General features: G+C 67.3%; 24 protein-coding genes and 1 riboswitch. Of the genes, 16 read left to right on the forward strand and 8 right to left on the reverse strand.

The window, feature by feature from the left end; genetic code table 11:
- Window positions 1–7: 7 nt before the first annotated feature.
- From N0B28_RS16865 to N0B28_RS16895, 7 genes are all read left to right on the forward strand, one after another.
- Window positions 8–2,365: a cytochrome c3 family protein gene (locus N0B28_RS16865; protein ID WP_274096720.1), complete on the forward strand. Its 2,358-nt coding sequence runs from the start codon at window positions 8–10 to the stop codon at window positions 2,363–2,365.
- A gap of 101 nt (window positions 2,366–2,466) precedes the next feature.
- A complete protein-coding gene (locus N0B28_RS16870) occupies window positions 2,467–3,318 on the forward strand; it encodes an STAS domain-containing protein (RefSeq protein ID WP_054915144.1) in 852 nt (283 codons plus the stop codon).
- Between the two features lie 4 nt (window positions 3,319–3,322).
- On the forward strand, window positions 3,323–3,685 hold the full coding sequence (locus N0B28_RS16875; protein WP_043861203.1) for an STAS domain-containing protein: 363 nt from the start codon (window positions 3,323–3,325) through the stop codon (window positions 3,683–3,685).
- Complete coding sequence (locus N0B28_RS16880) at window positions 3,682–4,086, forward strand: anti-sigma regulatory factor (RefSeq protein WP_043861202.1); 405 nt, start codon at window positions 3,682–3,684, stop codon at window positions 4,084–4,086. Before N0B28_RS16875 ends, N0B28_RS16880 begins: the two co-directional genes overlap by 4 nt.
- Complete coding sequence (locus tag N0B28_RS16885) at window positions 4,077–5,087, forward strand: ATP-binding protein (protein WP_275727655.1); 1,011 nt, start codon at window positions 4,077–4,079, stop codon at window positions 5,085–5,087. The genes N0B28_RS16880 and N0B28_RS16885 overlap by 10 nt, the downstream gene beginning before the upstream one ends.
- Window positions 5,080–5,955 (forward strand): ATP-binding protein, encoded by an 876-nt coding sequence (locus N0B28_RS16890; protein ID WP_043861201.1) that lies wholly within the window; start codon window positions 5,080–5,082, stop codon window positions 5,953–5,955. The genes N0B28_RS16885 and N0B28_RS16890 overlap by 8 nt, the downstream gene beginning before the upstream one ends.
- Window positions 5,945–7,888: a response regulator gene (locus N0B28_RS16895; RefSeq protein ID WP_054915145.1), complete on the forward strand. Its 1,944-nt coding sequence runs from the start codon at window positions 5,945–5,947 to the stop codon at window positions 7,886–7,888. Before N0B28_RS16890 ends, N0B28_RS16895 begins: the two co-directional genes overlap by 11 nt.
- A 6-nt stretch (window positions 7,889–7,894) precedes the next feature.
- Here N0B28_RS16895 and N0B28_RS16900 read toward each other — a convergent pair whose 3' ends face one another.
- Window positions 7,895–10,534, reverse strand: a complete 2,640-nt coding sequence (locus N0B28_RS16900) for an excinuclease ABC subunit UvrA (RefSeq protein WP_275727658.1) — start codon at window positions 10,532–10,534, stop codon at window positions 7,895–7,897.
- A gap of 76 nt (window positions 10,535–10,610) precedes the next feature.
- Window positions 10,611–11,495 carry an EamA family transporter gene (locus N0B28_RS16905; protein WP_054915147.1) on the reverse strand — a complete coding sequence of 295 codons (885 nt, stop codon included), beginning with the start codon at window positions 11,493–11,495 and terminating at the stop codon, window positions 10,611–10,613.
- Window positions 11,496–11,693: 198 nt separating this feature from the next.
- On the opposite strand from N0B28_RS16905, the gene N0B28_RS16910 reads away from it, so the two are divergent.
- On the forward strand, window positions 11,694–12,116 hold the full coding sequence (locus N0B28_RS16910) for an NUDIX hydrolase (protein ID WP_043861197.1): 423 nt from the start codon (window positions 11,694–11,696) through the stop codon (window positions 12,114–12,116).
- 68 nt (window positions 12,117–12,184) lie between these two features.
- Here the strand turns inward: N0B28_RS16910 and N0B28_RS16915 are convergent, their stop codons facing one another.
- Both N0B28_RS16915 and N0B28_RS16920 read right to left on the reverse strand, forming a co-directional pair.
- Window positions 12,185–12,679: a copper chaperone PCu(A)C gene (locus N0B28_RS16915; protein ID WP_043861196.1), complete on the reverse strand. Its 495-nt coding sequence runs from the start codon at window positions 12,677–12,679 to the stop codon at window positions 12,185–12,187.
- Window positions 12,679–13,284, reverse strand: a complete 606-nt coding sequence (locus tag N0B28_RS16920) for an SCO family protein (RefSeq protein ID WP_054915148.1) — start codon at window positions 13,282–13,284, stop codon at window positions 12,679–12,681. Before N0B28_RS16920 ends, N0B28_RS16915 begins: the two co-directional genes overlap by 1 nt.
- 228 nt (window positions 13,285–13,512) lie before the next feature.
- Between N0B28_RS16920 and N0B28_RS16925 the strand changes: the two genes are divergently transcribed.
- From N0B28_RS16925 to N0B28_RS16950, 6 genes are all read left to right on the forward strand, one after another.
- On the forward strand, window positions 13,513–14,685 hold the full coding sequence (locus tag N0B28_RS16925) for a DUF1624 domain-containing protein (RefSeq protein ID WP_275727664.1): 1,173 nt from the start codon (window positions 13,513–13,515) through the stop codon (window positions 14,683–14,685).
- Window positions 14,686–14,724: 39 nt separating this feature from the next.
- A riboswitch (cobalamin riboswitch) is annotated at window positions 14,725–14,921 on the forward strand.
- 145 nt (window positions 14,922–15,066) lie between these two features.
- A complete protein-coding gene (locus N0B28_RS16930; protein WP_043861193.1) occupies window positions 15,067–16,080 on the forward strand; it encodes an ABC transporter substrate-binding protein in 1,014 nt (337 codons plus the stop codon).
- A complete protein-coding gene (locus tag N0B28_RS16935; RefSeq protein WP_078481752.1) occupies window positions 16,077–17,093 on the forward strand; it encodes an iron ABC transporter permease in 1,017 nt (338 codons plus the stop codon). Before N0B28_RS16930 ends, N0B28_RS16935 begins: the two co-directional genes overlap by 4 nt.
- Window positions 17,090–17,881, forward strand: a complete 792-nt coding sequence (locus N0B28_RS16940; protein WP_058541264.1) for an ABC transporter ATP-binding protein — start codon at window positions 17,090–17,092, stop codon at window positions 17,879–17,881. Before N0B28_RS16935 ends, N0B28_RS16940 begins: the two co-directional genes overlap by 4 nt.
- A 21-nt stretch (window positions 17,882–17,902) precedes the next feature.
- On the forward strand, window positions 17,903–18,340 hold the full coding sequence (locus tag N0B28_RS16945) for a pseudoazurin (protein ID WP_058541265.1): 438 nt from the start codon (window positions 17,903–17,905) through the stop codon (window positions 18,338–18,340).
- Window positions 18,337–19,686, forward strand: a complete 1,350-nt coding sequence (locus tag N0B28_RS16950; protein WP_275727669.1) for an OprD family porin — start codon at window positions 18,337–18,339, stop codon at window positions 19,684–19,686. Before N0B28_RS16945 ends, N0B28_RS16950 begins: the two co-directional genes overlap by 4 nt.
- Window positions 19,687–19,689: 3 nt before the next feature.
- On the opposite strand, the gene N0B28_RS16955 is transcribed toward N0B28_RS16950, so the two are convergent.
- The 4 genes from N0B28_RS16955 to glcC all read right to left on the reverse strand — a co-directional run bounded on the left by N0B28_RS16955 (window position 19,690) and on the right by glcC (window position 23,810).
- Window positions 19,690–20,199: a GNAT family N-acetyltransferase gene (locus N0B28_RS16955; protein ID WP_043861188.1), complete on the reverse strand. Its 510-nt coding sequence runs from the start codon at window positions 20,197–20,199 to the stop codon at window positions 19,690–19,692.
- Entirely contained in the window at window positions 20,189–20,650 is a 462-nt protein-coding gene (locus tag N0B28_RS16960) for an Lrp/AsnC family transcriptional regulator (RefSeq protein WP_043861187.1), read from the reverse strand. Before N0B28_RS16960 ends, N0B28_RS16955 begins: the two co-directional genes overlap by 11 nt.
- Window positions 20,651–20,837: 187 nt before the next feature.
- Window positions 20,838–22,904, reverse strand: a complete 2,067-nt coding sequence (gene treS / locus N0B28_RS16965) for a maltose alpha-D-glucosyltransferase (protein WP_043861177.1) — start codon at window positions 22,902–22,904, stop codon at window positions 20,838–20,840.
- A gap of 147 nt (window positions 22,905–23,051) precedes the next feature.
- Window positions 23,052–23,810: a transcriptional regulator GlcC gene (gene glcC, locus N0B28_RS16970; RefSeq protein WP_043861171.1), complete on the reverse strand. Its 759-nt coding sequence runs from the start codon at window positions 23,808–23,810 to the stop codon at window positions 23,052–23,054.
- Window positions 23,811–24,043: 233 nt separating this feature from the next.
- On the opposite strand from glcC, the gene glcD reads away from it, so the two are divergent.
- Together glcD and glcE are read left to right on the forward strand one after the other, a co-directional pair.
- Window positions 24,044–25,543 carry a glycolate oxidase subunit GlcD gene (gene glcD, locus N0B28_RS16975; protein WP_043861170.1) on the forward strand — a complete coding sequence of 500 codons (1,500 nt, stop codon included), beginning with the start codon at window positions 24,044–24,046 and terminating at the stop codon, window positions 25,541–25,543.
- Complete coding sequence (gene glcE, locus N0B28_RS16980; protein WP_054915154.1) at window positions 25,543–26,622, forward strand: glycolate oxidase subunit GlcE; 1,080 nt, start codon at window positions 25,543–25,545, stop codon at window positions 26,620–26,622. Before glcD ends, glcE begins: the two co-directional genes overlap by 1 nt.
- The last annotated feature ends 5 nt before the right edge of the window (window positions 26,623–26,627 follow it).

Consider the following 26,627-nt stretch of genomic DNA (forward strand, 5'->3'; position numbering starts at 1 on the left):
CGTCTGCATGTCGAAAAAGCGCGCCGTTACGCCGCCCCAACAGCCCCCCGTGCGCGGCACCAGCCTGCTCTGGCCGGTGCTGGCCGGGGCGGTCCTGCTGGCCCTGCTGGGCACCTGGTTCGCCCTCGACCGTGCCCCGGCACACCTGCCGGTGGCCGCGCAGAGCACGCCACCAGCCCCGCCAGCGCCAAGCAGCCCCGCCCCGGCGCTGGTCGACGAAGCCACCTGCCAGGGTTGCCATGGCGAACAGGTTCGCCAGTGGCAAGGTTCCCATCACCAGTTGGCGATGCAGCCGGCCACCGCCCAGACCGTGCTGGGCAATTTCGCCGACGTGCAGTTCAAGAGCGACCGCGAGACCACGCGCTTCTTTCGCCAGGGCGACCGCTTCTGGGTCAACACCCCAGGCGCCGACGGCCGGCCCCAGGATTTCGAGGTGGCCTATGCCTTCGGCATCGAGCCTTTGCAGCAGTACCTGATCGACACCGGCGGCGGGCACCTGCAGGCGCTCGGGGTGGCCTGGGATACGCGCCAGCAGCAGTGGTTTCACCTGTACCCCGGCCAGGGCGTGGACTTCAAGAACCCGCTGCACTGGAGCAAGCCGCAGCAGAATGCCAACTTCATGTGCGTGGAGTGCCATACCACCGGCTTCAAGCGCAATTTCAACGCTGCCAGCGCCACCTTCGACAGCCACTGGAACAGCCTGGGCGTGGGGTGCCAGGCGTGCCACGGCCCGGCCTCCGGGCACCTGGCGTGGGCGGCGCAAAAGCCGGCCAGGCAGGTTGCCCATGCCGGCTTCCAGCAGAGCCTGGTGGAGGGTGGCAACCTGGCCGAAGTCGAAACCTGTGCCCGCTGCCATGCGCGCCGCGCGCCGCTGGGCGATGGCTTTCACAACGAGCGCCGCCTGATGGACGACTACCTGCCCAGCCGCCTGACCCGCGAGCTGTATGAGCTGGACGGCAAGATCAAGGACGAGGTGTTCGAGTACGGCGCCTTCACCCAGAGCAAGATGTTCGCCAAGGGCGTGCGCTGCAGCAATTGCCACGAGCCCCACAGCACCCAGCTCAAGGCACCGGGCGACGGGGTGTGCCTGCAGTGCCACAACCCTGCGGGCAAGACCGGCGTGGCCGGGGTCGACGGCGCCGGGCTCAAGGCCCGCGACTATACCGCCACCGAGCACCATCACCATGCCCCCGGCAGCCCCGCGGCGCAGTGCGTCAGCTGCCACATGCCCGGCAAGTTCTACATGGTCAATGACTATCGCCACGACCACGGCTTCAGCATTCCGGCACCGGCCCAGGCACTGGCGCTGGGCACGCCGGATGCCTGCCTGGGGTGTCACAAGGGCAGTGCCGGGCAGCGCGTCAGCGAGCAGTTCGCGCTGTGGTACGCCGACCGGCCCTCCGACACACCGGCCTACGCTGCCAGCCTGGACCTGCTGCGCAGCGGCAAACCCGGTGCCGCCCAGGCGCTGCTGACGCAACTGGCCAACAGCGAACTGCCGGCGATCCGCCGCGCCACCCTGCTCGCCGAACTGCCCAACTACCCGAGCGAACGTACCCTGCAGGCGGCGCGCAGCGCCCTGGGCGACAGCGCACCGCAGGTACGCGCCGCGGCGGTGGAAGCCCTGGCCGCGCTGCTGCCCCCGCAACAGCGAAGCATGCCGCTGGCCCCCTTGCTGCGTGACCCGGTGCTGGCCGTGCGCATCGCGGCCGCCTACGCCCTGCTGCCGGCACGGGCAGCCGGGCTGGGCGCGGCGCAGGCGGCGTTCGAGCAGGCGCTGGGCGAATACGAAAGCGTGCAGCTGAGCCTGCTCGAACGCGCCGAAGCCAACCTCAACCTGGCCCTGCTGTACCAGGCCAGCGGACGCACCGATGCGGTCGAGCCGTACCTGCGCAGCGCGGTGCTGCGCGACGCCGACTTCCTGCCGGCCCGTGTGGCCCTGGTGCAGTGGCTGGACAGCCATGGCCGCCAGGACGAAGCACGCACGCTGCTGGAAGACAGCCTGCGCCAGCACCCCGACTCGGCGCTGTTGCAGCAGGCCCACGGCCTGGCCCTGATTCGCCAGGGCCGTCGCGACCAAGCGCTGGTGGCGCTGCGCAAGGCCGTGCAGCTGGCCCCGCAGAACGCCGGCTACGGGTATGTGCTGGCGGTGGCCCTGCACGATCAGGGGCAGCGCGAGCCGGCAATGCAACAACTGTGGAGCAGCCTGCAACAACAACCGTTTAACCGTGATGTTCGGCTGGCCTTGATGCATTATCTGCAACAGGCCCGGCAGGTGGACACAGCCAATGCCCTGCTCGAGTCGCTGCGCCAGCTCAACCCCTACGACCCGATGCTGCAACCGCGCCCCGCCAGCGGGAGCTGAGGGCCTGCAAAAAATTTGATGAAGGCAATATCGAACTAGAATCAGGCCTGCACACTCAGATGCGCATGTGCCTTACCTACCCTGCTCAGGAGCTTGTCCAAATGGCTGCACTGCAACCTGTCACCCTCACCGCCATCCGCACCCACCAGGCCTCCCTGGTAGCCGAATGGCTGGCCGGGCTGGACGCGTCGGGTGCCACGCGCAACCTCAAGGCCGACGACCTCAAGCGCCAGACCGAAGAGTTTCTCGACCTGCTGCACGCCGGCCTGCAGAACGGCGATGCCAGCAACCTCAACGCCGGTGCCTGGGACGAGGTGCGCCTGTTCCTGGAAAAGCTCTCCCATAGCCGCGCCCTGCTCGGCCAGGACTCGCAGCAGACCGCCACCTTCATCTTCTCCCTCAAGGGCCCGCTGTTCGCCCTGCTGCAGCGCGAATACAGCGAGCAGCCGGCGCAACTGGCCAACCAGCTGCTGCAGGTGTCCGAACTGCTCGATGCCCTGGGCCTGCACACCATCCGCACCTTCCAGAAATCCCGCGAGGCGGTGATCAAGCGCCAGCAGGAAGAACTGCTGGAGCTGTCCACCCCGGTGGTCAAGCTGTGGGACGGCGTACTGGCACTGCCGATGATCGGCACCCTGGACTCGCAACGCACCCAGGTGGTGATGGAATCGCTGCTGCAGCGCATCGTCGACACCGGCTCTGAAATCGCCATCATCGACATCACCGGTGTGCCCACCGTCGATACCCTGGTGGCCCAGCACCTGCTCAAGACCGTGACCGCCATCCGCCTGATGGGCGCCGACTGCATCATCAGCGGTGTACGCCCGCAGATCGCCCAGACCATCGTGCACCTGGGCCTGGACCTGCAGGGCGTGGTGACCAAGGCCAACCTGGCCGACGCCCTGAAGCTGGCCCTGCATCGCCTGGGCCTGTCCGTCGCCAAGGCGGGCTGAAGCCATGGAGCGCATCCCGATTCTGCAAATCGGCGAATTCCTGCTGGTGACCATCCAGGTCGACATGCATGACCAGCTGGCCATGACCCTGCAGGACGACCTGTCCGAGCGCATCAGCGCGACCTCGGCCAAGGGCGTGCTGATCGACATCTCGGCGCTGGACATGGTCGACTCCTTCATCGGCCGCATGATCGGCACCATCTCCGGGGTGTCGCGCATCATGGACACGCAGACCGTGCTGGTGGGCATGCAGCCGGCCGTGGCGATCACCCTGGTCGAACTGGGCCTGACCCTGCCCGGCGTGCGTACCGCGCTCAACGCCGAGCGCGGCATGCGCCTGCTCAACAACTCGGCTGCACCGCAATGAGCGCCGAGCAAAGCGGCACCCAGCCCATCCTGCTGGAGCAGGATGTGGTACGTGCACGGCAACTGGCGCGCACCCTGGCCCAGGGCTGCGGCATGAGCCTGATCAACCTGACCAAGCTGGTCACGGCGGTCAGCGAGCTGGCCCGCAACGCCGTGGTGTATGGCGGCGGTGGCCACATGGACTGGCAGGTGGTCGAGAAGGACCATCGCAAGGGCCTGCGCCTGACCTTTCGCGACGAAGGGCCGGGCATCCCCGACATCAAGCTGGCCATGACCGATGGCTGGACCAGCGGCGGCGGCCTGGGCCTGGGCCTGACCGGGGCCAAGCGCCTGGTGGACGAGTTCGAACTGGATACCGCCCCCGGGGCCGGCACGCGCGTGACGATTCTGCGATGGGCCTGAGTATCCTGGGCAGCCTGACCCAGGTGCTGCCGATAGAAGACGAGAGCCAGGTCGGTCATGCCCGGCGCTGCGTGCAACGCCTGGCCGAACAGCAGGGTTTCGATGCCACCGACGCCGGGCGCGCCGCGCTGCTGGCCACCGAGCTTGCGAGCAACCTGCTCAAGCATGCCGGGCGCGGTGAACTGCACCTGCGGGTGCTGCCCAACAGCGGCTACAGCGGGCTGGAACTGATCGCCATCGACCGTGGTGCAGGCTTCGACCTGCACCACTGCCTGGCCGACGGGTTCTCCACCGGCGGTACCCAGGGCATCGGCCTGGGCGCGATCAAGCGCCTGGCCGATGTGTTCGATGTGTACGCCGACAGCCGTGGCGCCGCCGTGCTGGCGCGCCTGTACCCACGCAGCAGCGCGGCCTGCGACCTGCGCTGGGGCGCCAGCCAGCACAGCCTGCATCACGACCCGGCCTGTGGCGATGCCTGGTACCTGGCCTACGACGGCCAGCGCATCAGTGCCCTGGTGGTCGACGGGCTGGGCCACGGCGAGCTCGCCGAACGGGCCGCCCACGCCGGCACCCAGGCCTTTGCCCAGGCCCCGTTCGCCGACCCCGCGCAGGTGCTCGAGGCGATGCACGTCAACATGCAGGGCACCCGTGGCGGCGCCGCAGCGTTCGCCCAGTACGACAACGGCGCGCTGCGTTTCAGCGGCGTCGGCAACATCGGCGCGCACCTGCTCGCACCCGGTAGCAGTCGTGGCCTGGCCTCGCACCCGGGTATCGTCGGCGGGCAATTCCGTCGCGTGCGCCCCTTTGACTATGCTGATGTGCATGCCAACCTGCTGGTGCTCTACAGCGACGGGCTGCAATCGCGCTGGGACCTGCAGCAGTATGCTGGCCTCATGCATCAGCACCCGGCACTGATCGCCGCCGTGCTGCATCGCGACTTCTGCCGAGGCCGCGATGATGTCACCGTGCTGGTTGTTGCCCTGGAGACCCTAAGTGGCTGATTCCCCTACCCTTGCCGACACCGAGGCGCAGGCGCTGATCGCGCGGCTGCGTGAAGAGGGCGACGCCCTGCGCGCCGAACTCGAAGAAACCAACCAGGGCGTGCTGGCCCTGTATGCCGAGCTGGATATCCAGGCCGAGCAACTGCGCCAGGCCTCGGACCTCAAGAGCCGCTTCCTGTCGTACATGAGCCACGAGTTTCGCACGCCGCTGGGTTCGATCCTGAGCATCGCCCGCCTGCTCAGCGACGAGCTGGACGGCCCGCTGAGCCCCGAGCAGCACAAGCAGGTGACCTTCGTCAGCAATTCGGCGCGCGAACTGAGCGACATGGTCGACGACCTGCTCGACCTGGCCAAGATCGAGGCCGGGCGCATCACCATCTCGCCGGCCTGGTTCGACATGCTCGACCTGTTCGCGGCCCTGCGCGGCATGTTCCGGCCGATCGTCGATGCCTCGGCGGTCGACCTGATCTTCGAAGAGCCCCAGGGCCTGCCGCGCCTGTACAGCGACGACAAGAAGCTGGCGCAGATCCTGCGCAACTTCATTTCCAACGCGCTGAAATTCACCGCCCGCGGCGAAGTGCGGGTGTCGTCGCAACTGGAAGACGACGGCCAGATCCGCTTTGCGGTGCACGACACCGGCATCGGCATCCCGGGCGAGTTGCACGACACGCTGTTCGAGGACTTCGCACAGATCGACTCGCCGCTGCAGAAGCGCCTGCGTGGCACCGGCCTGGGCCTGTCGCTGTGCAAGCGCTTCGCGGCGCTGCTGGGTGGCCGGGTCGGGGTCGAGAGTACGCCCGGGGTCGGTTCGACCTTCTACGTAGTGATCCCCTTGGCGCTGGCCCAGGAGCCTGGTGATGAAGCCTGACATCCGCCTGCTGATCGTCGACGACAACATCGTCACCCGCTATGCCCTGCGCCGGCGCCTGGAATGCCATGGCTACCGCATCGACGAGGCCGGCACCGGTGGCGAGGGCCTGGAGCTGATTGCCAGCCAGACCTACGACGCGCTGATCCTGGATGTACACCTGCCGGACATGAGCGGCTTCGATATCGTGCGCATCCTGCGCGCCACCCCGGCCACCGCGTTGCTGCCGGTGATCCACGTATCGGCGGCCGCCATCGGTACCGGCGACATCATCACCGGGCTGGACGCCGGGGCCGACGCCTACCTGATCCACCCGGTCGACCCCGAGGTGTTGCTGGCCACCCTGCGCACGCTGCTGCGGGTACGCGACACCGAGCAGGCGCTGCGCGAGAGCGAGGCGCGCTTTCGCGAGATCTTCGTCAGCACCGCCGCGCCCATCGCGCTGCTGGGCACCGGGCTCAAGGTGCACGAATGCAACCAGGCGTTCGCCCAGCTGATCCAGGACAACCTGAGCCCCGACACCCTGGTCGAGTGCTTTGCCGACGACCAGCAGCCGGTGATCGACGAGCTGCTGCGCAGGCTCGGCACCCGGGACCGCTGGAAGGGCCTGCTGCACATGCGCGTCAACGGCCAGCTGCGCGAGACCCAGTGGCAGGTGTCGCCCTACCGCAGCGGCGAGTCGAGCCTGATCTTCGTCGAGGACGTGACCGAACAGCGCCACCGCGAACGCACCCAGCGCGCCGAACTGGACAGCGCGACCACCCTGCTGGCCCAGGAAGTGGCCGAGCGCGCCCGTACCGAGGCGCAGTTGCTGCAGGTGCAGAAGATGGACGCACTGGGCAAGCTTACCGGCGGCATCGCCCATGACTTCAACAACATGCTCACCGGCATCATCACCAGCCTGGAGCTGATCAAGAAACGCATCGAGCAGGGCCGCGTCGACAAGGTGCAGTCCTACGCCGACGCTGCACTGGGCGCCGCCATGGGGGCCGCCACCCTGACCCACCGCCTGCTCGCCTTTGCCCGCCAGCAACCGCTGGACCCCCGCCCGGCCGACATCAACCAGCACATCCGCTCGCTGGAGGAACTGCTGCGACGCACCATCGGCGAACACATCAGCCTGCACCTGAACCTGAGCGAGCACCTCAGCGTGGCCCTGGTAGACCCGATCCAGCTGGAGAACGCCGTGCTCAACCTGGTGATCAACGCGCGCGACGCGCTGCCCCAGGGTGGCAACATCTGGATCAGCACCTACGCGGCGCACACCCAGGACGACCTCAAGCTGGCCGATGGCGCCTACGTGGCATTGTCGGTGCGCGACGACGGCAGCGGCATCGCCCCCGAGGTGATCGGCAAGGTCTTCGACCCGTTCTTCACCACCAAGCCCATCGGCCAGGGCACCGGGCTGGGGCTGTCGACCATCTACGGCTTCGCCCGCCAGTCGGCCGGCGACGTGCAGATCCGCAGCACCGGCGGGCGCGGTACCGAAGTGACGCTGCTGCTGCCGGCCAGCCAGAGCCCGCTGTTGAGCATCACCGAACCCACACCCGACACCGTGATCAGTACCGCCGGCGAGCATGTGCTGGTGGTCGAGGACATGTCGGTGGTGCGCAGTTTCGTCTGCGAGGTGCTGACCGATGCCGGTTACCGCTGCACCCCGGCGCCGGACGTCGAAAGCGCCCTGCAGAAACTGCATGCCGACCCGAGCATCGCCCTGCTGCTCAGCGACGTGGGCCTGCCGCACATGAACGGGCGCGAGCTGGCCAATGTCGCGCGCATGCTGCGCCCGAGCCTGCCGGTGCTGTTCATGACCGGCTACGCCGAGAACGCCATCGACCGGCAGCATTTTCTCGGTGAGCGCATGGACATCGTCACCAAGCCGTTCCAGATCCACGAACTGCTGGACAAGGTTCGGCGCAGCCTCGACGCCTGAGCCGCCTCAGCCCAGGGCCCGGGCCAGAAACGGCGCGGTACGGCTGTGGGCACTGGCCGCCACCTGCTGCGGCGTGCCGCAGGCCACCAGCGTGCCGCCCTGGTCCCCCGCCCCCGGGCCGATGTCGATCACCCAGTCGCTCTGGGCCACCACGCGCATGTCGTGCTCCACCACGATCACCGTATGCCCGGCATCCACCAGGCGCCCCAGCTGCAGCATCAGCCGGTCGATATCCTGCGGATGCAGGCCGTTGGTGGGTTCGTCGAGCACATACAGGGTGGCCCCGCGGGCCATGCGCTGCAGTTCGGTGGCCAGCTTGATGCGCTGCGCCTCACCGCCCGACAGCTCGGTGGCCGGCTGGCCCAGGCGCAGGTAGCCCAGCCCGATTTCGTGCAGCACCGCCAGGGCACGCTGCACCGCCGGCTGCTGCTCGAACACCGCCAGGGCCTGGGTCACCGTCAGTTGCAGCACCTGGGCGATGTTCAGGCCCTGCCAGGTGACCGCCAGGGTCTGCGGGTTGTAGCGGGCGCCATGGCAGGTGGGGCACGGTGCGTAGACGCTGGGCATGAACAGCAGCTCGACGCTGACAAAGCCTTCGCCTTCGCAGGTTTCGCAACGGCCCTTGGCCACGTTGAACGAGAAGCGCCCGGCATCGAAGCCCTGTTCGCGGGCCGCATCGGTGGCGGCGAACAGTTTGCGCACGTGGTCGAACAGGCCGGTGTAGGTCGCAAGGTTCGAGCGCGGGGTACGGCCGATGGGCTTCTGGTCCACCTGCACCAGCCGGCGGATGTGCTCCAGGCCCGCCGTGACCTGGCCGCCGCTGGCCTGCGCCACGTCATCCTCCAGGCCCTGCTCCTGGGGCTCGCTGGGCGCAGTGGCCTGGCCCAGGTGCGCGCCCACCAGCTCCAGCAGCGCCTGGCTGACCAGGCTGGACTTGCCCGAGCCGGAAATCCCGGTGACGGCCGTGAAGCACCCAAGGGGGAAGGCCGCATCGAGGTTGTGCAGGTTGTTGCGCGTCACGCCCTCCAGGCGCAGCCAGCCGCCGGGTTCACGCGGGGTGCGCGGCACGGCGGCCTGGGCGCCGAACAGGTAGTTGCGGGTCTGCGAGGCCTCGACCTCGGCCAACCCGGCCGGGGGCCCGCTGTACAGCACCTGGCCGCCCTGCTCGCCCGCCGCCGGGCCCACGTCCACCAGCCAGTCGGCGCGGCGCATGGTGTCCAGGTCGTGCTCGACCACGAACACCGAATTGCCCGCGGCCTTGAGGCGCAGCAGGGCCTCGTACAGCGCCTCGCCATCGGCCGGGTGCAGGCCGGCCGAGGGTTCGTCCAGTACATAGATCACCCCGAACAGCTGCGAGTTGAGCTGGGTGGCCAGGCGCAGGCGCTGCAGCTCGCCCGACGACAGGGTCGGCGTGCTGCGCTCCAGGGCCAGGTAACCCAGGCCCAGGTCGATCAGGGTGGCCACCCGTTCGAGCAGGTCCTGGGCGATGCGCTGCGCGGCCAGGCGTTTTTCCAGCGAGAGGTTGGGCGTGTGGCGCACGTCCGGGCCGCCGGCATGGGCGTTGTCGCCCCTGGCCGCGCGCTGCTGGCGGGCGTCACGGGTTTGCGCGTGGGTCAGCACCGCACCCTGCTCGTCGCCATGCTCGACATAGGTGGCGCTGGCCACCGGCTTGAGCACCTCGGCCAGCTGCAGCAAGGGCAACTGCGCCAGCTCGGCAATGTCCAGCCCGGCGAAGGTCACGGTCAGGGCCTCGCGCTTGAGCCGCTTGCCCGCGCACAACGGGCAGGCGCTGGCCCGCATGAACTGGCTGACGCGCTTGCGCATCAGCGCGCTCTGCGAATGGGTGAAGGTGTGCAGCACATAGCGCCGCGCGCCGCTGAAGGTGCCCTGATAGCTGGGTTCGAGCTTGCGCTTGAGGGCGTCGCGGGTCTGGGCCGGGGTCATGCCGGCATACACCGGCACAGTGGGGGTTTCCTCGGTGAACAGGATCCAGTCGCGCTGCTCCTGGGGCAGGTCGCGCCACGGAATGTCGACGTCATAGCCCAGGGTCACGAGGATGTCGCGCTGGTTCTGGCCCTGCCACGCCAGCGGCCACGAGGCCACTGCACGCTCGCGGATGGTCAGCGACGGGTCAGGCACCATCGAGGCCTCGTCCACCTCGTAGACCCGGCCCAGGCCGTGGCACTCGGGGCATGCGCCCTGGGGCGTATTGGGCGAGAAGTCCTCGGCATACAGCATCGGCTGGCCGTCCGGGTAACTGCCGGCGCGCGAATAGAGCATGCGAATCAGGCTCGACAGCGTGGTCACGCTGCCCACCGAGGAGCGCGCGCTGGGGGTACCGCGCTGCTGTTGCAGGGCCACCGCCGGCGGCAGGCCTTCGATGGCGTCCACATCCGGCACCCCGACCTGGTCGATCAGGCGTCGCGCATAGGGCGCCACCGACTCGAAATAGCGGCGCTGGGCCTCGGCATACAGGGTCGAGAACGCCAGCGACGACTTGCCCGAGCCGGACACGCCGGTGAATACCACCAGCGCATCGCGGGGGATGTCCACATCCACGTTCTTCAGGTTGTGTTCGCGCGCGCCGCGCACCTTGACCATGCCGGCCGGGCCGGCATGGGGCGTGGTGGATCGAGGTGAATTCATGGTCGGACCTTGGTCGGCGAGGGTCTGGAATTGGAGCGGCGTGCGCGGCGGATCGTTCCACCGCCGCCCTGGGGCCTCAGCTCAGCGCGGCCCGCAGACGTTGACGCAGGCGCGAGCCGAACACGTTGATCAGCAACCCCACCATCACCAGCACCCCACCCCAGCATTGCAGGGTACTCAGGCGCTCACCCAGCAGCAACGCCGAGGAGCTCAGCCCCACCACTGGCACCAGCAGCGAAAACGGTGCGACCTTGCCCGCCGGGTAGCGCGACAGCAGGCCGCTCCACAGGCTGTAGCCGAGCATGGTGGCGATGAAGGCCAGGTACGCCAGGGCCAGGATCGAGTTCAGGCCGATGCCGCGCAGCGAGCTTTCGATCAGCGCCGGCCCTTCGAGCCACCACGACAGGGCGAAGAATGGCAACGGCGGAATCAGCGCGCCCCAGATCACCAGCGCCACCAGGTCGATGTTGCCGAAGCGGCGCGTGATGATGTTGCCCATGGCCCAGCATGCGGCGGCGCACAGGGTCAGCACCAGCGCCAAAAATGGCACGTGGCTGCCGTTCTCGCTGCCGATCAGCGCCAGGCCCCCGGCGGCCACCAGCAGCCCCAGCAGGCTGGCGGCGCGCAGCCGCTCACCGAGAAACATCGCGGCAAAGAACAGCGTGAAGAAGGCCTGCGACTGCAGCACCAGCGACGCCAGGCCCGGCGGCATGCCGTTGCCCATGGCCTCGAACAGAAAGGCGAACTGGCCCAGCGAGATGGTGGTGCCGTAGGCCAGCAACCAGCGCCACGGAAGTTGCGGGCGCTTGATGAAGAAGATCGCCGGAAACAGCACCAGCACGAAGCGCAGGCCACCCAGCAGCATGGGCGGCAGGCCGTCGAGGCCGACCTTGATCACCACGAAATTCAGGCCCCAGGCGACGATCACCACCAGCGCCAGCAACAGGTCCTTTAACGGCATTCTGCCCTCACCAATTTGTAATATTTCGAAACAGCATATCCTTATTCCCGGGTTCAGTTATACCCGTCGGCGGCGCATGCCTGTGTGACCAGGAGCTGCCCGGCAGCCCACACCACAAAAAATGCCGCGCAACCTGCAGAACCATCGTATAAATACCGGCCCGGTGTCTAACGCCCGTCCTGCCAGAGGCCAGTCTCCATGCCCCTCAAACCCTTCTGCGGTGCCAAACTCGCCCTGCTGTTCCACGACCACCTGCTGACCTACAAGCGCGACGTGAAAAGCACCATCCCCTTCCCCGGCTGCTGGGACTTTGCCGGCGGGGGGCGCGAAGGTGATGAGACCCCGGTGGAATGCGCGCTGCGCGAGCTGGACGAAGAGTTCGCCCTGCGCCTGCCCCCCGAACGCATCGAATGGCGCCGCAACTACCCCAGCCTGGCCAGACCCGGCTGGGAGTCCTGGTTTCTGGTGGGGCACATCACGCAGGGGGAAATCGATGCCATCGAATTTGGCGACGAAGGCCAGTACTGGCAGATGATGCCGATCAGCGATTACCTGAAACACGCTGAAGGTGTGTGGTATCTGCAGGATCGGCTGCGGGACTATCTGGCGCAGGCCAGTTGAACCCATTGGGTGGCGAACCACCCGGCAGGAACGGATTGCGCCGGCGCAAGGGCCGGCGCGGCGGGTACTTACATGTGGCTGTGGTCGTGCATCGAGTGCTCGCCGTGACCGTCGGTGGCGGTCAGCGAACGCACCGGGGCGTCGACCTTGATCGACTCCTTCTGGCCCTTGGCGTCTTCGACGATCAGGGTCAGCGGCACCGTGTCGCCTTCCTTCACCTGCTTGACCAGGCCCATCAGCATCACGTGGTAGCCATTGGTGTCGAGCACCACCGGCTTGCCGGCGGGCAGGTCCAGCGCCTTGACTTCACTCATGCTCATCACATCGTTGTGCATCTGCATCTGGTGCACCTGCACGGTCTTGGCCACCGGCGACTCGACGCCCACCAGCTTGCTGTCGGTGCTGGCAGTGAGGGTCATGAACGCACCGGTCGACTGCTGCTGCGGCACGCTGGCGCGCACCCAGGGCTCGCCCACGGTGGTCTGGGCAACGGCGGGCAGCGCCGCACCGAACAGGGACAGCAACGCCATCGCGCCAAGCGCGTGTTTCACGGGAGAACGCATTAACAAACCTCCATTACGGTAAGCAGGTCTTCGGTGCATTCCCTGGCATTGAGGGAGTGCGAGAGGCCAAGGCGCAGCACGCCACGCGAGTCGAACACGTAGCTGGTCGAGCTGTGGGAAATGGTATAGGTGTCGCCGGCCGGCACCTTCTCGTAGAACACGCCGAATTCCTTGGCCACTGCGGCCGTCTCTTCCAGGGTACCGGACAGCGCCACGAACGAGGGATCGAAGGCCTTGACGTAGGCGTCCAGCACTTCGGGGGTGTCGCGCTCGGGGTCCAGGCTGATGAACACCACCTGCAGGAAGTCGGCGTCGCGACCCATCAGCTTCTTGATCTGCACCGCGCGGGCCAGGGTGGTGGGGCACACCGCCGGGCATTGGGTGAAGCCGAAGAACACCATCGGCATCGAGCCCTGGAAGCTCGACAGGGTCATTACGTTGCCTTGCGGGTCCTTGAGCTTGAAGGTGCGGCCGAGGATCTTGTTGCTCAGGTCCTTGCCGTATTTGAAGTCCAGCGCGCCGGAGTTGTTGCAACCTGCCAGGGCACCGAGGCCGAGCAGGCCGAGCCCGGCGATCACCGTGCGCCGGGTCAGTAAATCGTTCATGTAACCATCCTTTTGGGAAGGTGCCGGCCCCGAGAGCGGGAGCCTTGTGCAAGGGTTTTGCGAGGCGGCATTTTGTCACGCAGGGTCGACGGGTTCCAGCGCGCAGCGCCAGATGGGTGCGGTCTGATGTCGCAGCATGGCAGTCAAGATTGTAAGGAAGATTTACCGAGCGAATAGAAATGTTATACAGTAACCATTCAATTCGCCCCCTCTGCCTGCGACCTTTCAATGACTAGCGCTACTGCCCTCCCCGCCGCCAGCAAACCGAGCCAACGCCTGCTGTCCATCGATGCCCTCAGGGGCCTGGTGATCCTGTTCATGCTGCTGGACCACGTGCGCGAAACCTTCTTCCTGCACCGCCAGGTCAGCGACCCGATGGCCATCGACAGCACCGAACCTGCGCTGTTCGTCAGCCGTACGCTGGCCCACCTGTGCGCCCCGGTGTTCGTGCTGCTGACCGGTCTGTCGGCCTGGCTGTATGGCCAGAAGCACCAGGGCCGGGGCGATGTGTCGGCCTTTCTGTTCAAGCGCGGGCTGTTTCTGGTGGTGCTGGAGTTCACCCTGGTGAACATCGCCTGGACCTTCCAGCTGCCACCCAGCGTGATCTACCTGCAGGTGATCTGGGCCATCGGCATCAGCATGATCGCCCTGGCGGCCCTGGTGTGGTTGCCGCGCCCGCTGTTGCTGGTGCTGGGCGCCGCGATCGTGGCCGGTCACAACCTGCTCGACGGCCTGCACTTTGCGCAGGGCTCTGCGCTGCACGTGCCGTGGGCGATCCTGCATGACCGCGGCTGGCTCGAGTTCTCCGACAGCCTGCGCCTGCGTACCTCGTACCCGGTGCTGCCGTGGGTCGGGGTGATCGCGCTGGGCTACGGCCTGGGGCCCTGGTTCGCCCACTCGATGCCGGCCGCCACGCGCCAGCGCCGTCTGCTGCTGGCAGGCCTGGCAACCCTGATCGGCTTTGTCGCCCTGCGCCTGCTCAACGGCTACGGCGAGGCGCCATGGACGGTTCAGGCCGATACCGCGCACACCCTGATGAGCTTCTTCAACATCACCAAGTACCCGCCCTCACTGCTGTTCCTGGCCCTGACCCTGGGGGCTGGCCTGCTGTTGCTGCTGGGCCTGGAGCGCGCCGGGCAGCGCCGGTGGATCAGCACCCTGGCGGTGTTCGGCGCCGCACCGATGTTCTTCTACCTGCTGCACCTGTATGTGCTGAAAGTGGCGTACCTGGCCTGCGTTGCACTGCTGGGCCTGAACCAGGGCAATTACTTCGGCTTCGATGGTATCTGGGCGGTGTGGCTGACCGCCGTGCTGCTGGCCGTGGCGCTGTTCCCGCCGGTGCGCTGGTTTGCCGCGTTCAAGGCCCGCCGTCGCGACATTGCCTGGCTCAAGTACCTCTGAGGCTGGCGGGGTTTTGTTTCCCTGCGGGCGGCGTGATCGACTACCATGCCGCCCGCCGGTTTCCACACGGAATCAATAGGGAATCCGAGACGCCACTGCATGGCGTCAAACGGAACTGCCCCCGCAACTGTAAGTGCCGAGCCTGCTCCTGAAATGCCACTGGGTGACCCCCGGGAAGGCCGGAGCCAGGTGACGACGCACCAGTCAGGAGACCTGCCGGCACAGCAACAATCACTAACCGGCGGGGTGTCCGGGGAGTACATCTGTGCCGCGAGCGACCCGCGCGCCGAACGGCCTTGCCCTGCCCTCGCGGCAGCGCCTGTCGATGTGTTTCCAGGTTGTACACCCCTGCCCGTGTACGGTTCGAATGGAGATCGCATCATGCAGTTGCCCCGCCTTGTCACCCTGCTCGCGGGCCTGGGTCTGTCGACCCTGGCCCAGGCCGCCCCGACCCACTACCCGCTCACGCTGCAGAACTGCGGCATGCCGCTGACCTTCCAGCATGCGCCCGACCGCGCCGTGACCATCGGCCAGGCCGGCACCGAGATGTTCTACGCACTGGGCCTGGGCGACAGGCTGGTCGGCACCTCGCTGTGGTTCAACGATGTGCTGGCGCAGTACAAGGTGCAGAACGACAAGGTCGAACGCCTGGCCGACAACGACCCCAGCTTCGAGGCGGTGATCGGCAAGCGCCCGCAACTGGTGGCGGTGCAGCTGGAGTGGATGGTCGGCCCGCAGGGCGTGGTCGGCACCCGCGAGCAGTTCCATGAGCTGAACATCCCCACCTACCTGATGCCGTCCGACTGCGAGGGCAAGGACAACCTGGTCGGCGCCGACGGCACCCGCCTGGAGCCGTTTCGCATCGACAGCATCTACAACAGCATCAGCCAGCTGGCCGAGATCTTCGACGTGCAGGCGCGTGGCGAACGGTTGAACAGCGAGCTCAAGGCACGCCTGGCCAAGGCTGCCGCCACCGTGAAAGGCAAGGATCTGAAGGACACCAGCGCCCTGTTCTGGTTCTCCAGCGCAGACCTGGACATCGACCCGTACGTGGCCGGGCGCAAGGGTATCCCCGACTACATGCTGCAGACCCTGGGCGTGCGCAACGTGGTGCAGTCCGATGAGGAATGGCCGACCGTGGGCTGGGAAACCATCGCCAAGGCCAACCCCACCTTCCTGGTGATCGCGCGCATGGACCGTCGTCGCTTCCCGGCCGATGACTATCAAAAGAAACTCGAATTCCTGCGCAGCGACCCGGTCACGCGCAACATGGACGCGGTCAGACACAACCGCATCGTGATTCTCGATGCACATGCCATGCAGGCCAGCACGCGCCTGTTCAGCGGCATGGAGACCCTGGCCTCGGCCATCAACGGCTTCGACCTGGCGCCATGACAGGCAGCGTTGTGCGCGGCCTGCTCGCGTGCCTGGCCCTGCTGCTGGCGATACTGGCAGGGGTGGCGATTGGCGAAACGCCGATCGCCCCCTCGGTGGTGCTGCAGGTGCTGGCCAACAAGCTATGGGCCGCCGGGCACCTGCTGGACCCGATCGATGAAGGCATCGTGTGGAACTACCGCCTGACCCGTGCGCTGGTGGCCGCCGCCTGCGGCGCGGGGCTGGCCACCTGCGGGGTGGTACTGCAGTCGCTGCTGCGCAACCCGCTGGCCGACCCGTACCTGCTCGGCATCTCGGCCGGCGCCTCCACCGGCGCGGTGCTGGTGGCGCTGCTGGGGCTGGGCGCGGGGGCGATCACGCTGTCGCTGGGCGCCTTCGTCGGGGCCATCGCGGCCTTCGCGCTGGTGGCGCTGCTGGCCCGTGCCAGCGGGCCGTCCAACAGCACGGGGCAGATCATCCTCGCCGGGATCGCCGGCTCGCAGCTGTTCAACGCGCTCACCGCCTTTCTGATCACCCGGTCGGCCAGTGCCGAGCAGGCGCGCGGCATCCTGTTCTGGCTGCTGGGCAACCTCAGTGGCGTGCGCTGGCCGTCGGTGTGGCTGGCGCTGCCGGTGGCGCTGGCCGGCCTTGCGGTGTGCGTATGGCATCGGCGGGCGCTGGACGCCTTCACCTTCGGCAGCGACTCGGCCGCCTCGCTGGGCATCCCGGTACGCCGCGTGCAGGTGCTGCTGATCAGCTGCGCGGCACTGGTGACGGCAGTGATGGTGTCGATCGTGGGCGCCATCGGCTTTGTCGGGCTGGTGATTCCGCATGCGATGCGGCTGCTGTTCGGTACCCCCCATGCGCGCCTGCTGCCGGCCAGCGCGCTGGGTGGCGCGCTGTTCCTGATTGCCGCCGACGTGCTCTCGCGCACCCTGATCAAGGGCCAGGTGATTCCGGTGGGGGTGATCACGGCGCTGGTCGGCGCACCGGTGTTCGCATTGATACTGATTGGCCGCAGGAGCGCCCGATGAACGCTGTCACCCACCCGCTGGATGAAGCTGCACTGCGCTGCACCGGCCTGGGTTTGAAGGTGCGCGATGCCGTGCTGCTGGACGCGGTCGACCTTGAGGTGCGCCGTGGCGAGACCCTGGGTATCGTCGGCCCCAACGGCTCGGGCAAGTCCACCCTGCTCAAGCTGCTGGCCGGGCTGCGCACGCCCACCTGCGGCGAGGTGCAGCTGGGCAGCAACGCGCTCAGGCAGCTGCCACGCCGCGAGGTGGCGCGGCGGTTGGCAGTGGTCGAGCAACAGGCCGACACCAGCGATGCGATCAATGTGTTCGATGCCGTGGCCCTGGGCCGCACGCCGTGGTTGTCGGCGTTGCGCCCCTGGTCGGCAGACGATCACGCCATCGTGCAGCAGGCCCTGGCCGACGTGGATGCCACCCACCTGGCAACACGCAGCTGGCGCAGCCTCTCCGGTGGCGAGCGCCAGCGCGTGCACATCGCCCGGGCCCTGGCGCAACGCCCGCAGCTACTGTTGCTCGACGAGCCGACCAATCACCTCGACATCCAGCACCAGCTGGGCATTCTGCGCCTGGTTCAGGCGCTGCCGGTGACCACCCTGATCGCCCTGCACGACCTCAACCAGGCCCTCACCTGCGATCGCCTGGCCGTGCTCGAGCGCGGCCGCCTGGTGGATGTCGGCCCGCCGTTGCAGGTGCTGACCCCGCAACGCCTGCAGGCCACCTTCGGGGTGCAGGCGCACTACCTGACCGACCCCTTCGACGGCGCGCAGATCCTGCGCGTTCGTTCCCCTTGACCTGAAATGGATAGCCCGCCCATGCGCCTTGCCGCCTTGCCCCTGCTGCTCGCCAGCGCCCTGCTCGCCCCTTCGGTATCGGCCGAGGTGCACGAAGTGAAAATGCTCAACCGTGGTGCGACCGGCAGCATGGTGTACGAGCCGGACTACCTGCGCATCGCCCCCGGCGATTCGGTGAAGTTCATCGCCACCCAGAGCGGGCACAATGCCGCCTCGCTGCCCGGCCTGCTGCCCGAAGGCGCCGAGGCGTTCAAGGGCAGGATCAACCAGCAAATCGAGCAGACCTTCAACGTGCCGGGCCTGTACGGCATCCAGTGCATCCCGCACCTGTCGATGGGCATGGTGATGCTGATCCAGGTCGGTGAGCCCGCCGCCACGCCACCGAGCCTGCCGAGCACCTTGCCCAGGCGTGCAGCAGATCGTCTTGCCGCCCTGCTGCAACGCGAGGCCGCACAATGATCGCACTGCGCACCCGTTCGGCCCTGCTGCTGGCATTGGCCGGGCCGGCGCCCCTGGTGCTGGCCGAATCGGCCCAGGAGCAGGCCAACGGCCTGGTCGAAGACAGCACCTGGAGCCTGCTCAACCGCAGCGTGTACGACAACCGCGAATACCGCCACGGCGCGCGCAACAGCGGCGCACGCAATGCCTACAAGCCCCGTGCCGAGCGCAACGGTTATGCCGAGGAATGGGCCTATGGCCTGATGGGCACGTTGCAGTCGGGCTTCACCCAGGGCCTGATCGGCGTGGGCGTGGATGCCCATGCCTACCTTGGCGTGCAACTGGACAGCGGCGGCGGACGCGCCGGCAAGGCGCGCCTGCTGGGGCTGGACAACCACGGCCACCCCAAGAACGAATTCAGCCGCGGCGGCGCGGCGGTCAAGCTTCGGGCCTCCTCCACCGTGCTGTCGTATGGCGAACAGCGGGTCAAGACCCCGGTGTTCAGCTCGTCCGACAGCCGCCTGCTGCCCGAAACCGCCACCGGGGTGCTGGTCACCAGCACCGAATTCGATGGGGTGAAACTGGTAGGCGGGCACTTCACCGAGAGCACCGACCGCAACGCCAGCAGCCATGACCAGGGGTTCGTGGTGAACTACTCCAACGCAGCAAAGGGCGATGCCTTCGACCTGGCCGGGGTGGTCTACAGTGCAAGCCCGAGCCTCAGCGCCAGCCTGTACACCTCGCGCTACGAAGACACCTGGAACCAGCACTACCTGGGCGGCACCTTCAGCCATGCACTGGACGCCAATCGCTCGCTCACCTTCAACCTCAACCTGTACCGCACCACCGACACCGGCAAGGCGTTGTCCGGGCAGATCGACAACACCACCTGGAGCCTGCTCTCGACCTACGCCCAGGGCCCGCACAGCTTCAGCCTGGGCTACCAGAAGGTCGATGGCGACACACCGTTCGACTATGTGACCCGTGGCGCGATCTTCATCAGCAACGCCGTGCAATTGTCGGACTTCAACGCCCCCAACGAGCAGTCGTGGCAGGCCCGCTACGACCTGGCGATGACCCCGTGGGGCCTGCCCGGGCTGGTGCTGAGTGCGGCGTATGTGCGCGGCAGCCGCATCGATGGCAGCCACGTCGACCCGCGTGGCGGCTATGCGTACCTGGGCTACGGCGAAGGCGGCAAGCACTGGGAGCGCGACCTGGAGGCGCGCTACGTGGTGCAGGGCGGCGTGGCCAAGGGCACCACCGTGTCGCTGCGGCACAACGTGCACCGGGGCAACACTGCCCAGGCCGAGCTGGATGCCGACCAGATCCGCCTGGCGGTGGAATACCCGCTCAACGGGCGCTTCTGAGGTTCAGCCGGCGGGCAGGCGACATTGCATGTGGGTGGTCTGCCACACCGGGTCGGCTTCCACATCGATGATCTCGAAGCCATGTTTTTGCCAGAAACCAATGGCGCCTGGCAGAAACGGATGGGTGTGCAGGTACAGCACCTGCACCTGGTCCTGCAGCGCCAGCTCACGCAACGCGCGGTACAACTCACCGGCCAGCCCGCTGCGGCGATAGGCCGGCAACACGAACAGGCGCACCACTTCCACCACCTTCTGTCCACGGTAGTCGAGCTGGCGGAAGCGGTGGTCGTAAGGCAGGTAGCCGATGGCCGCGACGATCTGGCCATTGCAGCGGGCCAGCAGGAAACGCCCCGCGCCGTGCAGGTAGACCTGTTCGAACTGCTGCAGGTCTGCCGGCATCCCGGTGGCGGCGAGCTTGGGGAACAGCGCGGCGCGGGCCTGCATCACGAATGCTACGGCAGCCTGCCTGTCGTCGGCGCCGGCCTGGTGCAGCGTGATCGGCTCAGGGCGCATAGCGCAGCGGCAGGCGGGTGGAGTACTTGATCTGCTCCATGGAGAAGCTGGAGCTGATGTCGGACAGGCCCGGAATGCGGATCAACTGCTTGTACACCGCGTCGTAGGCGGCCACGTCCGGCACCACCACGCGCAGCAGGTAGTCGGTGTCGCCGGCCATGCGGTACACCTCCAGCACTTCGTCGATACCGGCCACGGCGGCATGAAAGCCGGCCAGCCAGTCGGCGTTGTGCTGGGTGGTCTTGATCGAGACGAACACCACCACGCCGACATTGAGCTTCTTGCCGTCGAGCAGGGCCACGCGGCCGCGGATGATGCCGGCCTCTTCGAGCTTCTGGATGCGCCGCCAGCAGGCGGTGGTGCCCAGGCCGATCTGCTCGGCGATATCGCCCACCGCGCGGGTGCAGTCGGTTTGCAGAAGGTCGAGTATTGCCCGGTCCAGCTTGTCCATGCAGAAGCCTTTTGGTGGGGAGAGGCGTCGGGCATTTTCCATCAGGTGGGCGGGGTGTGTCACGGGGCAGGCAGCAGTGCGGTGACGGTGGCGGCCCCTTGCAGGAGCTGGCCTTGCCAGCGAAGGGGCCGGGGAACCGTCAGACACGAAACCCCGGGCCTGTAAAAACGTTACCGCATGCAAACGCCTACAGCGTCGCCACACTGCTCACGATGCGCAGCGAAAGGCCCTCATAGCCATCCAGATTGATGGTCATCTCCCCCGCTTCGCTCAGCTCGCCCTCCAGCCGTTCGTTGATCATGTCCACCACCGCGCCGGGGCTTACATCCGGCAGATGCAGGGTTTCGCTCAGTGGCTCGGCACCGAAGTTGAGTGCGGTGATCTGGATGCCCTTGCCTGCCGGCAGCTCGTGCACCATCAGCAGCAAGGCCGGGTTGGCCACCTCGGGGATCAGGATCTGCCGGCTCGCCGCAATCGCATAGGCCTGGCGCACAGCGAGCATGCGTTTCAGGCTGCTGGCAAAACTGTCGGGCTGCTGCAACTGGCTGGCCAGGCTGCCATACAGCGAACGCGCACGCGGCAGGCCTTCGGCCGAGAGCTGCGCCTCCACGTCCAGGTCGGCTAGGTCATAGGCGCCGCGATGAATCCAGCGGGTGTCGCCGTCACCCATCAGCCCCTCCACCTGCTCGGGCTCCAGCGGCAAGGCGCCGACCAGGTCCCAGCCCGACAGCGCAAACACCCCCGGCTGCATGGCGTTGTACATGGCCAGCAGCAGGTGCACCTTCTGGATCAGCGCCAGCTGCTCGGCGTCGATGCTGCCCAGGTCGCGAATGCCCAGCGCGGCAGTGATGATGCTGACCGTGGTGCACGACACTCCATTGGTCACGAACTTGAGGTTGTACGGTGCGTGCTCGCCCGCCAGGCCCTCGTACATCTCGCTGCGGATATGCTCGCGCAGGATGTTGCCGGGGAAGGTCTGGCCCTTGTACAGGTAGCTGTCGTTGGCGTGCAGGGTCCAGAAATGCACCAGCTCCAGGGTCAGTTCATCGTGGTTCTGCAGGGCATGGATCAACGAGGCGGGGTCGATCTTGAACGCATGCATCTGGTGCAGCATCAGGCGCAAAAACTCGGTGTCGCCGGTCAGCAGCGCGTGCTGGTAGGCCGGGCGCGTGACGAAGTCGTAGGACAGGTCGGCGCCGCCGTGGGACATGTTGGCGATGTCGTCCAGGGTCAGGTTCAGTTCCTGGAAGCTGAAACCGCCGGCCTTGCGGATCATGCCGCCCAGCAACTGGTTGCCGGTGACCGACAGCGGGTGGCTCTCCGACCAGGCCGGCCCTTCGGCGCGCCGCTCCACGCCGAGAAAGCCATTGGCATCCAGACGCAGGCCACGGGCGCCGAGCACGTCGATGGCGTGCAGGGCGTCGCCGATGATCAGTTGCTGCGCGGCAAAGCTTGGGTCCAGCCAGTTCAGCGATGGCTGGCCCTCCTTGAAGTAGTGCAGGTACACCCAGCGTCGCAGCTTGCCGTCGACCCCGAGTACCGGCGGCGTGGCGCTCCAGTCGGTTTCCTTGATGCCGGGTTCGAAGAAGATCACCCGCTGCAACTGGCCAACGATGTAATGGCGGGCCTTGAGCTCGTCGCACATGGCCGGCGTGAGGTTGGCCGCATCGCGCCCGGCCGGCACCTCGGGCAGTAGGCCCCAGTCGGCTTCGCGGATCTCGATCATGTGGTACAGCCCGGGATAGTCGCCGTAGGCCATCTCGGCCAGGCGAAAATCGGCGCCCTTGCCGGTGTGCGCCGGGATCGAGTCGTCGATGGTCACCGCGTTGTGCGCCGAGGCCACCTTGCTCAGGTGCACCAGCTCGGCCTCGCTGCCGTAGCGCGGGTCGATGTCGAAGCTGATGCGGTCGAAGTTGCCGTCCACGCTGGGGGTGAACTCGCGCTGGGTGATGCCGCCCGAGCGCTTCAACGGCCCGGTGTGCACGCCCTGGATGCCCAGCTCCGACAGCGCCTGCCACAGCTGCTCATGGGCCAGCGCCTGCAACACCGAACCGCCCTCCTCGACGATGATCGAGGCCGGGTACACCGTCAGCCACACCGAGGCGATGGCACTGGCGTCGCGGGCGCGGGCCTCGGCGTAAGGGTGCAGCCACATGCGCGCCTGCCCTGCATACAGCCGGGCGCGGTCGCGGGCGGCTTGCAGCATGGACTGGCCTTGCAGCCATTCGATGGTGTCCTGGCCTCGCTGGGTCATACGCTTGCTCCTTCGACGGGGGGCGTGGGGTCGTGCCCTCAAGGTGTGAGTGGGTTTGACTGCAATCGTTCGCATTTTTTGCTGCGACCAGCGGGCAGATGTCACAGAGCTCCGCCGCACGGCGCGCCTACCCCGGCCCACACGCCCTCAAACCCACCCCTCCAGCCGCAACGTCGCCCGCACCAGCCGCTGCTCCTCCTCTTCGATCTCCTTGAGGTTCGCGCAGATGCCCTGGATATGCGCAATCGCCGCCTTGCGCGCCTGTTCCGGCATTCGCCCGGTCACGGCGTTGTACAGCCGCGCATGCTGGCGGTCGATCTGGCGCTTCTGCACATCGCGGTGGTACAGGTTGTTCACCGAGGCGAACACCGAGTTCAACAGCAGGTCGGTCAGCGAGCGCAGCGTCTGCACCAGCACCGGGTTGTGCGAGGCCTCGCAGATCGCCAGGTGAAACGCATGGTCCAGGTGCGCATGCTCAGAGGCCGTCAGTGGCTGCTCATGGGCCGCCAGCAACGCCTCGTAGCTGCGCCGTATGAGCACGAAGTCCGCCTCGGTGCCGCGCAGCGCCGCCAGGCGTGCCGACTCCCCTTCCAGCAGGCTGCGCACCTCGAACAGGTCGTACAGGGTGCGCGGCTGCGAACTGAACAGGTGCATCAATGCCGAGGTGCTGCCCTGCCCCGACAACTGCGCCACATATGAGCCCTTGCCATGCGCAGTCTCGATGATGCCCTTGGCGCGCAGCAGCTTGAGCCCTTCGCGCAGGGCCGTGCGCGACACGCCGAGCTTTTCGGTCAGGCGCCGCTCCGACGGCAGCGCCTGGCCGACCTTGAGCACGCCATCGACGATCAGCCGCTCGATGCGCTCGCACACCACGTCTGCCACCTGCATTGAAAGCGCTTCGCCCATCGTCCCTCCAACTGGTATGACCAGACACCATGGGCTTTAGGACCCTTGCCAGATCAATACATAACTAACTGTATTTATTGAATATTCATGAAAAAGCCGGAAAAACCGCAGCAACAAACTGGTTCGACCAGTGATTTGAGCGATAGACACTAAGCCGTCGCCGGCCAATGATGCAAGTGAGCCGTGTTCCATCGAGCTTCCATAACAACAAGACAAGGGTCGTTAGCCTGCCCATGAACATTCTCTACGACGAACGCGTCGATGGTGCGCTGCACAGCGTCGACCGGGCCGAGTTCCTGCACACCCTGCAGAGCCGCCTGCCCGACCTGGATATCCTGCACGCCGCCGAAGACCTCAAGCCCTACGAGTGCGACGGCCTCTCGGCCTACCGCACCACGCCGATGCTGGTGGTGCTGCCGCGCCATCTGGAAGAGGTGCAGAGCGTGTTGCGCCTGTGCCACGAGCGCAAGGTGCCGGTGGTGGCACGTGGCGCCGGCACCGGTTTGTCCGGCGGCGCGCTGCCGCTGGAAAAGGGCGTGCTGCTGGTAATGGCGCGCTTCAACAAGATTCTTGAAATCGACCCGGCCGGGCGCTTTGCCCGCGTACAGCCCGGCGTACGCAACCTGGCGATTTCCCAGGCTGCCGCGCCGCATGGGCTGTACTACGCACCCGACCCCTCCTCGCAGATCGCCTGCTCGATCGGCGGCAACGTCGCCGAGAACGCCGGCGGCGTGCACTGCCTCAAGTACGGCCTGACCGTGCACAACGTGCTCAAGGTCGAGATGCTCAGCGTCGAGGGCGAACGCATGACCCTGGGCAGCGATGCCCTGGACGCCCCCGGCTTCGACCTGCTGGCGCTGTTCACAGGTTCCGAGGGCATGCTCGGCATCATCACCGAAGTCACCGTCAAGCTGCTGCCCAAGCCGCAGGTGGCCAAGGTGCTGCTGGCCGCCTTCGACTCGGTGGAAAAGGCCGGCCGCGCCGTGGGCGACATCATCGCCGCCGGCATCATCCCCGGCGGCCTGGAGATGATGGACAACCTGGCGATTCGCGCCGCCGAAGACTTCATCCACGCCGGCTACCCGGTAGAGGCCGAGGCCATCCTGCTGTGCGAACTGGACGGCGTCGAGGCCGACGTGCACGACGACTGCGAGCGCGTGCGCGTACTGCTCGAACAGGCCGGTGCCACCGAAGTGCGCCTGGCCCGCGACGAAGCCGAGCGCGTGCGCTTCTGGGCCGGGCGCAAGAACGCCTTCCCCGCCGTGGGCAGGCTGTCGCCCGACTACTACTGCATGGACGGCACCATACCCCGGCGCGAACTGCCCCACGTGCTGGGGGCCATCGCCGACCTCTCGGCCGAGTACAACCTGCGCGTGGCCAACGTGTTCCATGCCGGCGACGGCAACATGCACCCGCTGATCCTGTTCGATGCCAACACCCCCGGCGAGCTGGAACGCGCCGAGGCGTTCGGCGGCAAGATCCTCGAGCTGTGCGTGAAGGTCGGCGGCAGCATCACCGGCGAGCACGGCGTGGGCCGCGAGAAGATCAACCAGATGTGCGCCCAGTTCAACAGCGACGAGCTAAGCCTGTTCCATGCGGTAAAGGCTGCGTTCGACCCGCTGGGCCTGCTCAACCCGGGCAAGAACATCCCCACCCTGCACCGCTGCGCCGAATTCGGCGCCATGCACGTGCACCACGGCCAACTGCCCTTCCCGGACCTGGAGCGCTTCTGATGAGCACCGTACTGTTCGACCCGGCCCACGGCAGCGACCGCAGCGCCGACCTGCTGGCCCGCGTGCAGCAGGCCATCGCCGAGCGCACCCCGCTGTTCATCCGCGGCGGTGCCAGCAAGACCTTCTACGGGCGCCCCGTCGACGCCCAGCCACTGGACCTCGCCGGGCACACCGGCATCGTCTCCTACGACCCCACCGAACTGGTGATCACCGCCCGCGCCGGCACGCCCCTGCGCGAGCTGCAGGCCGCGCTGGAGCGTGGCGGGCAGATGCTTGCCTGCGAAGTGCCGTGCTTTGGCGACAACGCCACGGTCGGCGGCATGCTCGCTGCCGGCCTGTCGGGCCCGCGTCGCCCATGGGCGGGTTCGGTACGCGACTTCGTACTGGGCACGCGCATGATCAGCGGCCTGGGCACGCACCTGCGCTTTGGCGGCGAGGTGATGAAGAACGTCGCCGGCTACGACCTGTCGCGCCTGCTGGCCGGCAGCCTGGGCTGCCTGGGGGTGATCACCGAAGCCTCGTTCAAGGTGCTGCCCAAGTACCGCTGCCGGGTCAGCCTGCGCCAGGCCATGCCGCTGCAGATGGCCCTGGACAAGCTCGGCGAATGGGGCCAGCAGCCGATCCCGCTGACCGCCGCCAGCCATGACGGCAGCACCCTGTACCTGCGCCTGGAAGGCAACGAGGGTTCGGTACGCGCCGCCGCCGAACGCCTGGGCGGCGATGCGCTGGATGACAGCTACTGGGACGACCTGCGCGAACAGCGCCTGGCGTTCTTCGACGACCCGCGCCCGCTGTGGCGCCTGTCGGTGCCGGCACTGACGGCGCCGCTGGCGATCGAGGGCGAGCAGTTGATCGACTGGGGCGGCGCGCAACGCTGGCTCAAGAGCAGCGCCGATGCCGACAGCATCCGCCAGCTCGCCGCCGCCGCCAACGGGCACGCCACCTGCTTCACCCCGGGCGTGGTGGACAGCCCGTTCCAGCCGCTGGCCGCACCGATCCTGCGGTTTCACCAGACGCTCAAGCGCAACCTGGACCCTCAGGGCATCTTCAACCCCGGCCGCCAGTACGCCGACGTCTGACCCAG

Origin of the sequence: Pseudomonas sp. SD17-1 (assembly GCF_029201585.1) — a bacterium.
Classification (GTDB): Bacteria; Pseudomonadota; Gammaproteobacteria; order Pseudomonadales; family Pseudomonadaceae; genus Aquipseudomonas; species Aquipseudomonas palmensis.